A 10,024-nucleotide genomic window follows, 5' to 3' on the forward strand; every position below is an offset into this window, starting at 1 on the left:
CTTTTGTGACGCGCCGCAGGGGACAGTACCCACCAGCTCGCCACGGACGACCGAACCACGGCACCCGGCGCGGCGCTCCGGGTCGGGCGGGCTTTCGCCCGGCCGTGCCTGTCGGCGTAGGGCCCCCGCGGAGTGCGGGTAGGTGCGGTCTGGTTCGGTCGTTGGACCCCTCTACGCGCGTAGGCCCGCACCGGCTAGGCTCGGAACGTGAACGCATCTGAGATTGACGACACGGTCAATGCCGCCGCGGCGCGGCTGCGGGAGTTGACCGGGGTGGCCGGCCATGACGTCGCGCTGGTCATGGGTTCCGGCTGGCTGCCCGCCGCCGACCAGCTCGGCCTGCCGGAAGCGGAGTTGGACGTCACCGAACTGCCCGGGTTTCCGCCGCCGGCCGTCGAGGGGCATGCCGGCAGGGTCCGTTCGTACCGCGTCGGCGGCAAGCGCGCCCTCGTCTTCCTCGGCCGCACCCACTTCTACGAGGGCCGCGGCGTCGCGGCCGTCGTGCACGGCGTCCGTACCGCCGTGGCCGCCGGCTGCAAGACGGTCGTGTTGACCAACGGTTGTGGCGGCGTGCGCGGCGACATGATCGTCGGGCAGCCCGTCCTCATCAGCGATCACATCAATCTCACCGCGACCTCGCCCATCGTCGGGGCGAACTTCGTCGACCTCACCGACCTGTACTCGCCGCGGCTGCGCGCGCTCTGCCGGGAGATCGACCCCTCCCTTGAGGAGGGCGTGTACGTGCAGTTCCCCGGGCCGCACTACGAGACGCCGGCCGAGATCCGCATGGTTCGGGCGATAGGCGGGGACCTGGTCGGCATGTCCACCGTGCTCGAGGCCATCGCGGCCCGCGAGGCCGGGGCCGAGGTGCTCGGGATCTCGCTGGTCACCAACCTCGCCGCCGGGATCACCGGCGAGCCGCTGAACCACGAGGAGGTTCTCAGGGCCGGCCGGGACTCGGCCGCCCGGATGGGGGCCCTGCTCGCCCGGCTGCTGGGGCGGATCTGATGGCGGGCGGCGAGGGGACGGGCAGCGAGGGGACGGGCGTCGAGGTGGCGGACGTCGAGCGGGTCGCCCGCGCCTGGCTGGCCGAGGACCCGGATCCGGAGACCCGCGCCGAGTTGGCCGCCCTGTTGGACGCGGGCGACACGGCGGCGCTGGCGGAGCGCTTCGCCGGCACCCTGCAGTTCGGTACGGCCGGCCTGCGCGGCGAGATGGGCGCCGGGCCGATGCGGATGAACCGGGCCGTGGTCATCAGGGCCGCCGCCGGTCTCGCCGGCTACCTGAACCGGACCGCGCCCGGGCTCGTCGTCATCGGCTACGACGCCCGTCACAGGAGCGCCGACTTCGCCCGCGACACCGCAGCCGTGCTGACCGGCGCCGGGCTGCGGGCGGCGCTGCTGCCGCGGCCGCTGCCCACGCCGGTTGTCGCCTTCGCGATCCGCCACCTCGGCGCCGTCGCCGGCGTCGTCGTCACCGCGAGCCACAACCCGCCGCGGGACAACGGCTACAAGGTCTACCTCGGGAACGGCAGCCAGATCGTGCCGCCGGCCGACGCCGACATCGCGGCCGAGATCGCCGCGGTCGGCCCGCTGGCCGACGTGGCGCGCCCGGAGTCCGGCTGGGAAGTGCTCGGCGAGGAGGTCGTCGAGACCTACCTGGCCCGCACCGGCGCGGCGCTGGCGCCCGGCGGGGCGCGTGACGTCTCCGTCGTCTACACGCCGCTGCACGGCGTCGGGCAGGCGACGCTGGTGGACGCGTTCGTCCGCGCCGGCTTCCCGGCGCCGGCCGCGGTGGCCGAGCAGGCGGAGCCGGATCCGGAGTTCCCGACCGTCGCGTTCCCCAACCCCGAGGAGCCGGGCGCGATGGACCTGGCGTTCGCGCGAGCCCGCGCGGTCGGGCCCGACCTGGTCCTGGCCAACGACCCGGACGCGGACCGCTGCGCGGCGGGCGTGCCGGACCGCTCGCGGGGCGCGGGCGGCTGGCGGATGCTGCGCGGCGACGAGGTGGGCGCGCTGCTCGCCACCCACCTGGTGCGGCGCGGGGTGCGGGGCACGTTCGCGGCGTCCATCGTCTCCGCCTCGCTGGTCGGCCGGATCGCGGCCGCCGCCGGGCTGCCGTACCGGGAGACGCTGACCGGCTTCAAGTGGCTCGGCCGGGTGCCGGGGCTCGCCTTCGGTTACGAGGAGGCGCTCGGCTACTGCGTGGACCCGGCGGGGGTGCGGGACAAGGACGGCATCACCGCGGCGCTGCTGATCGCCGAGCTGGCCGCCGAGCTGAAGGCGGACGGCGGCCGCACGCTGTCCGACCTGCTGGACGACATCGCGCTTGAGCACGGGCTGCACGCCACGGACCAGTTGTCGGTGCGGGTCGCCGATCTCGGGCTCATCGCCGAGGCGATGGACCGGCTGCGCGCCACCCCGCCCACGGCGCTCGGCGGGCTGCCGGTGACCGGTACGGAGGACCTGCGGTCAGGCTCGGCCGAGCTGCCGCCGACCGACGGCCTGCGCTACACCCTGGCGGGCGCGGGTGACGTCGCCTCGGCCCGGGTGATCGTCCGCCCCTCGGGGACCGAGCCGAAGCTGAAGTGCTACCTGGAGGTAGTGGTCCCGGTCGCCGACCGCACGGCCCTGGCGCCCTCCCGCGCCCGGGCGGACGAGGCCCTGGCCGCGATCCGCCACGACCTGGCGGCGGCGGCCGGCGTCTGAGCCGCGCTGGCGCGGTACCCGGACACCGAGGGCTCGGATAGCGTGGTCCGCGTGAGGTACGAACTGCATTTCACCGAGGCCGCCGCGGCCACGCGGGCGCGCCTGGACGACAGGCGGCGGGCAGCCTTCGACAAGGGCGTGGACATCCTCGTCAACGACCCGTTCAACGAGCACTCCCGCCCGGCCGGCGGCGATGACACCTCCCGCAGCATCAGGGTCACGCCTTCGCTGATGGTCGAGTACATCGTCAACCGCGGCTATGTGGTGATCGTCGTGCTGCGGGTCTTCGACAACCAGGACGTCCTGCTGCCGGACGCCGACTGACGCGGCCCGGGGGCTCGTGCTCACGTCCACCGGCCACCCCGCCAACCGGCGGCGGCCCAAGCAGGTACAGCGCGACCGCTGGTCGCGATCAGCCGCCCCCGGCCACGGCACACCGCACCCGACCGGCCACCGGCCGATGGCGGGGGCTCGTGCTCACGTCCACCGGCCACCCCGCCAACCGGCGGCTTCCCAAGCAGGTACAGCGAAGACGCAGCGAAGGGCCAGCGACCCGTCACACCAGCCAGAGCACCAGCAGGGCGATCGCGCCCGCCGCGAGGGGGGCCAGGATCTCGTAGCTCCAGCGGACCGTGACCGCGCCCTCGGGGGCCTTACGGTCGGCGTGGCGCTCGGCGAGCTCCCGCAGTTCGGCGACGGCCGCGTCGCCGGGGGCGGTGCGTGGCAGGTGGTCGGCGGGTCCGGCGGCGGCCGAGTTGTTGCCGAGGCTGCCGAGGCCGAAGGGGCCGCTGCGCGGGGCGCGGCCGGCGGCCACGTCCTCGTTGTGCCGGGTGGCCTTGGAGCGGGCGCGCAGCGAGACGGGGATGGCCCACATCTGGTAGCGCGCGCCGGCGGCCACGAACTCCGTGGAGTACCTGGCCTCGACCTTCTCCACCGCGGCCCAGGGGGTGGTGATGGTGCGGAAGGGGTTGCGGACCCGCAGCCGCTCGTCGGAGGCGAAGACCGCCGGGCGGAAGGTGAAGGCGATCACCAGCGGGGCCACGAACAGCAGCGTGGCCGCGGCGGTGACGGGCGTGCGGCCGTCGCCGCGCAGGATGGCGTCGCCGCCCAGCCAGCCGGCCAGGCCGAGCAGCAGTGCCCCGGCCGCCATCGCGGCGGGCGACCGGTAGACGCGGTCGGCGTAGGTCTGGGACTCACTCATACATCCGATTCTGCCGGACCTGCCGTGGGCCACCCCAGTGACAGGCCACTACGCGCGTAGATATGCTGATCTGGTGAGCATGCCATCTCCAGCACCCGCGCTGGCCCCGGCCGACGTGGCGGACGTGACCGCCACCGACGCCGCGCTGCGCCGCTTCCTGCACGGCCTGCCGGGCGTCGACGCGGTCGGCCTCGAGGGCCGCGCGGCGGCCCTGGCCACCCGCTCGATCAAGACCACGGCCAAGGCGTTCGCCATCGACCTCGCCATCTCGATGATCGACCTGACCACCCTGGAGGGCGCGGACACCCCGGGGAAGGTGCGGTCGCTGTGCGCGAAGGGCGTGAGCCCCGACCCGACCGACCGCACCGTGCCGTCCGTCGCCGCGATCTGCGTCTACTCGGACCTGGCCGGGGTCGCCGTCGAGGCGCTGCGCGGCACCGGGGTCCAGGTGGCCTCGGTGGCCACGGCGTTCCCCGCCGGCCGGGCGGCGCGCGCCGTCAAGCTGGCCGACACGGCCGAGGCGGTCGCGGCCGGCGCCACCGAGATCGACATGGTGATCGACCGGGGCGCCTTCCTCGCCGGCCGTTACCTGGAGGTCCTCGAGGAGATCAGGGCGGTCCGCGAGGCCTGCGGCGCCGCGCACCTGAAGGTGATCCTGGAGAACGGCGAGCTGGCCACCTACGACAACATCCGCCGCGCCTCGTGGCTGGCGATGCTGGCCGGGGCGCACTTCATCAAGACCTCGACCGGCAAGGTGGGGGTCAACGCCACCCCGGCCAACACCCTGCTGATGCTGCAGGCGGTGCGCGACTTCCGGGAGGCGACCGGCCGCCAGGTGGGCGTCAAGCCGGCCGGCGGCATCCGCACCGCGAAGGACGCGCTGCGCTACCTGGTGCTGGTCAACGAGACGGCGGGCGAGGACTGGCTGGCCCCGGCCTGGTTCCGCTTCGGCGCCTCCAGCCTGCTCAACGACCTGCTGATGCAGCGTCAGAAGCTCGCCACCGGGGCGTACTCCGGGCCCGACTACGTGACCGTGGACTAGGACAAGGCCGCAGATGAAATTCGAGTACGCACCCGCGCCCGAGTCCCGGGCGACCGCCCAGATCGCCCCGTCCTACGGCCTGTTCGTCGACGGCGAGTTCCGCGAGGCGGCGGACGGCCGCACGTTCAAGACCGTCTCGCCCGCCACCGAGGAGGTGCTGTCCGAAATGGCGCACGGCGGCGAGGCCGACGTGGACGCGGCGGTGGCCGCGGCCCGTGCCGCGTTCCCCGCCTGGTCGGCGCTGCCGGGCGCGGAGCGCGCCAAGTACCTGTTCAGGATCGCCAGGTTGGTCCAGGAGCGGGCCCGCGAGCTGGCGGTCCTCGAGACCCTGGACAACGGCAAGCCGATCCGCGAGACCCGCGACTCCGACCTGCCGCTGGTCGCCGCGCACTTCTTCTACTACGCCGGCTGGGCCGACAAGCTGGCCCACGCGGGCTTCGGTCCGAATCCGCGCCCGCTGGGCGTGGCGGGGCAGATCATCCCGTGGAACTTCCCGCTGCTGATGCTGGCGTGGAAGATCGCGCCCGCCCTGGCCACCGGCAACACGGTGGTGCTGAAGCCGGCCGAGACGACGCCGCTCACCGCGCTGCGCTTCGCCGCGATCTGCCAACAGGCCGGGCTGCCCAGGGGGGTCGTCAACGTCGTCACCGGCGACGGCGCCACGGGCGCGGTGCTCGCCGCGCACCCCGGCCTGGACAAGGTGGCCTTCACCGGGTCGACGTCGGTAGGCCGCGCGATCGCCCGCTCGCTGGCCGGCACCGGCCGCCGCCTCACCCTCGAACTCGGCGGCAAGGCGGCCAACATCGTCTTCGACGACGCCCCGCTCGACCAGGCCGTCGAGGGCGTGGTCAACGGCATCTTCTTCAACCAGGGCCACGTGTGCTGCGCGGGCTCCCGGCTGCTGGTGCAGGAGTCGGTGGCCGATGAGCTGCTGGTCAGGCTCAAGCGGCGCGTCGCCACGCTGCGGCTCGGCGACCCGCTGGACAAGAACACCGACATCGGCGCCATCAACTCGCCGGAACAGCTCGCCCGCATTCGGAAGTTGGCCGACGCCGGGGACTCGGAGGGCGCCACCCGCTGGACGGCGCCCTGCGAACTGCCGTCCACCGGCTACTGGTTCCCGCCGACGCTGTTCACCGGCGTCACCCAGGCGCACCGCATCGCGCGCGAGGAGATCTTCGGCCCCGTGCTCTCGGTGCTGACCTTCCGCACCCCCGACGAGGCCGTCGCCAAGGCCAACAACACGCCCTACGGCCTCTCCGCCGGCGTCTGGACCGAAAAGGGCTCCCGCATCCTGTGGATGGCCCAGCGACTACGCGCCGGCGTCGTCTGGTCCAACACGTTCAACCGCTTCGACCCCACCTCACCCTTCGGCGGCTACCAGGAATCCGGCTACGGCCGCGAGGGAGGCCGACACGGACTGGAGCCCTACCTCGATGTCTGACACCCCCTCTCCTCGTCTCAGCGTCCTCAAGACCTACAAACTGTTCATCGGGGGCGCGTTCCCCCGCTCGGAAAGCGGACGGGTCTACGACGTGACGACGCCCGACGGCCGTTGGCTGGCCAACGCCCCGCTCGCCTCCCGCAAGGACGCCCGCGACGCCGTGGTCGCCGCGCGCAAGGCGTTCCCGAAGTGGTCGGGCGCCACCGCGTACAACCGGGGCCAGATCCTGTACCGGATCGCGGAGATGCTCCAGGGCCGGCACGACCAGTTCCGCCTCCAGCTCACCGACGCCCAGGGCCTGTCCAAGTCCCAGGCGAGGGCCGCCGTCGACGCGGCGATCGACCGCTGGGTGTGGTACGCGGGCTGGACCGACAAGATCGCGCAGATCGCCGGCACCAGCAACCCGGTCGCCGGCCCGTACCTCAACCTCTCCTCGCCCGAGCCGACGGGCGTGGTCGCCGTGCTGGCCCCGGTCGGATCGCCGCTGCTCGGGCTCGTCTCGGTCCTCGCGCCGGTGCTCGCGGGCGGCAACACGGCCGTGGTGGTCGCCGATCCTGCGGCGCCGCTGCCGGCGTTGACGCTGGCCGAGGTGCTGGCCACCTCCGACCTGCCGGGCGGGGTGGTCAACGTCCTCACCGGCCGCCCGGCCGAGCTCGGCCCGCCGCTGGCCGGCCACCGGGACGTCAACGCGCTCGACCTCACCGGCGCCTCGCCTGACCTGGCGGCCGACCTGGAGGCGGCGGCCGCCGAGACCCTGAAGCGGGTGCACCGCCCGCGCGTCGCCGAGGACTTCACGGCCGACCCGGGCACGGGCCGGCTGACGGCGTTCCTGGAGACCAAGACGGTCTGGCACCCGATCGGCGTCTGACGGCCTTCCTCGCGAAGGCGCTTGACCTCAAGGGAAGTTGAGCTCCTAGCCTCCCAGGCATGAGAGTCCTGACCATCGGCGTCGACCCCGACCTGGTCGACTTCACGGCCATGCCCGAGCTGGACGCCGCGCGGGTGCGCACCACCGGCGCGGCGATCCGGGCGGAGCTGGCCCGCGAAGGCTTCGCGGTCACCCGCTGCGTGATCGACCTCGGCGAGGCGGCCGACGCGGTGCTGACCCGGGCTCTGACGGGCGGCGAGTTCGACTGCGTGGTGATCGGCGCCGGGGTGCGGGTGGTGCCCGAGCACCTGCGGTTGTTCGAGCGGGTCATCAACCTGGTGCACCGGCTCGCCCCCGGCGCCACCATCTGCTTCAACACCGATCCGAGCGACACCGTGGCCGCCGTCCGGCGCGGCCTCGCCCTGCGGGCGGGCCGGTAGCGCGCCGCGTCCCGGCCCGGCGCCCGTGCGCCGGCGCGGGTCGGCAAATCGCTGGCCGGGCGCCGGCCGGCACTGGCAGGCTCATGGCATGGAGCATGCCTGGCTCGGCTCGCCGATCGACGCGCGTCCCCTGTTCCGGCCGGAGCACGCGGCGCTGATGTCCACCCTGCGCGGCCTGTCGGCCGCGGAGTGGGCCAGCGAGGCGGTGCCGGGCTGGAGCGTGCACGACCTCGCCGCGCACGTGCTCGGCGACTACCTGGGCCGACTGCCCGGCCGGCGCGACGGCTTGGCTCCGAGGCGCGGCGAGCCGCTTGAGGCGTTCATCCACCGCATCAACGGGGAGTGGGTGCGGGCGCACCGGCGGGTCGGCCGCGAGGCGCTGCTCGACGCGCTCGACCAGGCGGGGCCGTGGGTCGCGCGGATCTTCGAGGCCCGCGCCCCGTTCGCCCCGGCCCTCGGCGTCTCCTGGGCCGGCGCCGACCCGGCGCCCGGCTGGCTGGACACGGCCCGCGAGTTCACCGAGTACTGGACCCACCGCCAGCAGATACGGCACGCCGTCGGCGAGCACACGGACGCGGCGGCCAGGCCCCTCTCGGTGGTGCTCGACACCTTCCTGCGGGCGCTCCCCCACACGCTGCGCGCGGTGCAGGCGCCGCCGGGCACCCAACTGCGGCTGTCCGTCACGGGACCCGCGGGATCCACCTGGACCGCGACCCGGCTCCCGGACCGCTGGTCGCTGGCGGAACCGCCCACCGACCAGCCGGCGGCGACCGTGCTGCTGAACGCGGAGACCGCCTGGCGGCTGTGCGTCCGCGGCATCGATCCCGAGGCGGCCCTGGCCAGGGCCGCGATCGACGGCGACCGGCGGCTCGCCGCGGCGGCCTGCCGGATCGTCTCGATCGTCTACTGAGGTCCGCACCCGCCGACGAGCAGCCGCTCGACCCGCTCCCGCAGCATCGCCAGCGCCTCCTCCGGCTCCCCGTGGCCGGCGACCGCCCGCACGGTGAGGCCGTCCGCCAGCGCGACCAGCTCCCGCGCCTCCCGGTCCGCGTCGACGTCGCCGGCGATCTCGCCGGTCCGCTGCCCGTAGCCGATGAGCCAGGCGATCAGCTCGTGCAGCCTGGCGTAGGTCTCGTGCAGCACGGCGGACAACCGTTCGCTGGTCGGCGCGTGCGCGACGAACGCCAGCCAGACCCGGGCCCTGGCCGCCGACTCCGCGTCCACCAGCGCCATCTCGGCGAGCGTGTGGGCCAGCAGGGTGCCGGCGGCCCGCGGCGCCTCGTCCGCCGCGATGCGTTCGTCGGCGCGCTCGGTCACCTGGGCCGAGATGTCCTGGAGCGCGAAGAGCAGCATCTCCTCCTTGGTGCGGAAGCACCGCTGGACCGCGCCCATCGAGACGTCCGCCTCGGCCGCGACGTCGCGGAGGCTGACGGCCTCCATCCCGGCGCGCGCGATCAGGGCGACGACGGCCTCCCCGATCCGCCGGCGACGCTCCTCGTAGTCGACCTGCCTGGGCACGTGCGGCTCCTCCCACCCTGGGCGATGCGCCCGCATCGTACGCCGTGCCCGCCCTCCTCAGCCGAGCCGCTCCAGTACCTCGGCGGCCAGCCGCTCACCGTCGTCCACCGTCGCGGCGCCGGTGAACAGCGCGTGGGCCCGCGCCGCGAAGTCCGGCGGCGCGGCCGGCAGCGCCGCGGCCTCGGCCACCGCGCCCTTCTCGTTGAGCAGCCACCGGCCGGCGTGCGCGTGCAGGGCGTGCACCAGCAGCCCCACCGCCCGGAAGAGGCAGCCCGCCACGTAGTAGTCATCCCCGCGCGCCGCGCCCTTGCGGGCCTGGGCGAGGGTGAACGGCACCTCCCAGCGCGCGTTCCTGACCAACGCGTCGCGCAGCGCCGGCGGATACTCCCCGGTCTCCGCCCGGAGCGCCGTCAACTCCCCGCCGGGATCGGCCAACACCCGCGCCGAGGCCACCTCGCCGGCGTACGCGTGCGAGTACACGCCCAGCGGATGCCCGGCCTGCGCCCCCACCTCGAACCGCCCGGCCCGGCACTCGTCCCACACCCGCCGCACCCGGTCCACGTCCCGGTAGATCCAGTCGACGCGCCGCCCCTCGACGGTCAGCCAGGCGCCACCGTCCACCCAGGGGCCCCAGCCGCCGGGCTCCGTCACCTCCACCGGACCGCCGGTCAGTTCGGCAGCGAACTCGCGCAGCGCGGCCGTGTCCAGCGGCGGCCGGTAGTAGAGCCCAAGGTCGTAGTCCGAGTCCGGCCGGTGCGTCCCCCTGGCCCGGCTGCCGCCCAGGCAGACAGCCACCACCCCGT

At 74.5% G+C, this 10,024-nt stretch carries 11 protein-coding genes; 8 read left to right on the forward strand and 3 right to left on the reverse strand.

What is annotated here, in order from left to right; all coding sequences use genetic code 11:
* The first annotated feature begins 207 nt into the window (after positions 1–207).
* Genes E1265_RS27280 through E1265_RS27290 form a run of 3 tightly spaced genes read left to right on the forward strand, consistent with a single transcriptional unit; the run spans position 208 to position 3,032 of the window.
* Complete coding sequence (locus E1265_RS27280) at positions 208–1,008, forward strand: purine-nucleoside phosphorylase (protein WP_132933656.1); 801 nt, start codon at positions 208–210, stop codon at positions 1,006–1,008.
* Complete coding sequence (locus E1265_RS27285) at positions 1,008–2,708, forward strand: phospho-sugar mutase (protein WP_132933657.1); 1,701 nt, start codon at positions 1,008–1,010, stop codon at positions 2,706–2,708. The genes E1265_RS27280 and E1265_RS27285 overlap by 1 nt, the downstream gene beginning before the upstream one ends.
* 51 nt (positions 2,709–2,759) lie before the next feature.
* Complete coding sequence (locus E1265_RS27290; RefSeq protein ID WP_243741143.1) at positions 2,760–3,032, forward strand: hypothetical protein; 273 nt, start codon at positions 2,760–2,762, stop codon at positions 3,030–3,032.
* 232 nt (positions 3,033–3,264) lie between these two features.
* On the opposite strand, the gene E1265_RS27295 is transcribed toward E1265_RS27290, so the two are convergent.
* Positions 3,265–3,909, reverse strand: a complete 645-nt coding sequence (locus E1265_RS27295) for a PH domain-containing protein (RefSeq protein ID WP_132933659.1) — start codon at positions 3,907–3,909, stop codon at positions 3,265–3,267.
* Positions 3,910–3,988: 79 nt separating this feature from the next.
* Between E1265_RS27295 and deoC the strand changes: the two genes are divergently transcribed.
* From deoC to E1265_RS27320, 5 genes are all read left to right on the forward strand, one after another.
* Positions 3,989–4,951 (forward strand): deoxyribose-phosphate aldolase, encoded by a 963-nt coding sequence (gene deoC, locus E1265_RS27300; protein ID WP_132933666.1) that lies wholly within the window; start codon positions 3,989–3,991, stop codon positions 4,949–4,951.
* Between the two features lie 13 nt (positions 4,952–4,964).
* Entirely contained in the window at positions 4,965–6,395 is a 1,431-nt protein-coding gene (locus E1265_RS27305) for an aldehyde dehydrogenase family protein (protein WP_132933660.1), read from the forward strand.
* Positions 6,388–7,263 (forward strand): aldehyde dehydrogenase family protein, encoded by an 876-nt coding sequence (locus tag E1265_RS27310; protein WP_132933661.1) that lies wholly within the window; start codon positions 6,388–6,390, stop codon positions 7,261–7,263. Before E1265_RS27305 ends, E1265_RS27310 begins: the two co-directional genes overlap by 8 nt.
* A gap of 59 nt (positions 7,264–7,322) precedes the next feature.
* Positions 7,323–7,703, forward strand: a complete 381-nt coding sequence (locus E1265_RS27315) for a hypothetical protein (RefSeq protein ID WP_132933662.1) — start codon at positions 7,323–7,325, stop codon at positions 7,701–7,703.
* A gap of 88 nt (positions 7,704–7,791) precedes the next feature.
* A complete protein-coding gene (locus E1265_RS27320) occupies positions 7,792–8,613 on the forward strand; it encodes a maleylpyruvate isomerase family mycothiol-dependent enzyme (protein WP_207931227.1) in 822 nt (273 codons plus the stop codon).
* On the opposite strand, the gene E1265_RS27325 is transcribed toward E1265_RS27320, so the two are convergent.
* Together E1265_RS27325 and E1265_RS27330 are read right to left on the reverse strand one after the other, a co-directional pair.
* Positions 8,607–9,221: a TetR/AcrR family transcriptional regulator gene (locus E1265_RS27325; protein WP_207931228.1), complete on the reverse strand. Its 615-nt coding sequence runs from the start codon at positions 9,219–9,221 to the stop codon at positions 8,607–8,609. The genes E1265_RS27320 and E1265_RS27325 overlap by 7 nt on opposite strands.
* A gap of 57 nt (positions 9,222–9,278) precedes the next feature.
* Positions 9,279–10,024, reverse strand: a 746-nt coding sequence (locus tag E1265_RS27330; RefSeq protein ID WP_132933665.1) for a nucleotidyltransferase domain-containing protein, incomplete at its 5' end; no start/stop codon positions are given.

This window comes from Streptomyces sp. 8K308, from assembly GCF_004348315.1.
Lineage (GTDB): Bacteria > Actinomycetota > Actinomycetes > Streptomycetales > Streptomycetaceae > Streptomyces.

What these genes read in the sequence shown, in the direction of transcription:
- E1265_RS27305 (WP_132933660.1), top strand. Translation starts at nt 4,965, where the DNA reads ATGAAATTCGAGTACGCACCCGCGCCCGAGTCCCGGGCGACCGCCCAG.
- E1265_RS27295 (WP_132933659.1), bottom strand. Translation starts at nt 3,909, where the DNA reads ATGAGTGAGTCCCAGACCTACGCCGACCGCGTCTACCGGTCGCCCGCC.
- deoC (WP_132933666.1), top strand. Translation starts at nt 3,989, where the DNA reads ATGCCATCTCCAGCACCCGCGCTGGCCCCGGCCGACGTGGCGGACGTG.
- E1265_RS27320 (WP_207931227.1), top strand. Translation starts at nt 7,792, where the DNA reads ATGGAGCATGCCTGGCTCGGCTCGCCGATCGACGCGCGTCCCCTGTTC.
- E1265_RS27310 (WP_132933661.1), top strand. Translation starts at nt 6,388, where the DNA reads ATGTCTGACACCCCCTCTCCTCGTCTCAGCGTCCTCAAGACCTACAAA.
- E1265_RS27285 (WP_132933657.1), top strand. Translation starts at nt 1,008, where the DNA reads ATGGCGGGCGGCGAGGGGACGGGCAGCGAGGGGACGGGCGTCGAGGTG.
- E1265_RS27315 (WP_132933662.1), top strand. Translation starts at nt 7,323, where the DNA reads ATGAGAGTCCTGACCATCGGCGTCGACCCCGACCTGGTCGACTTCACG.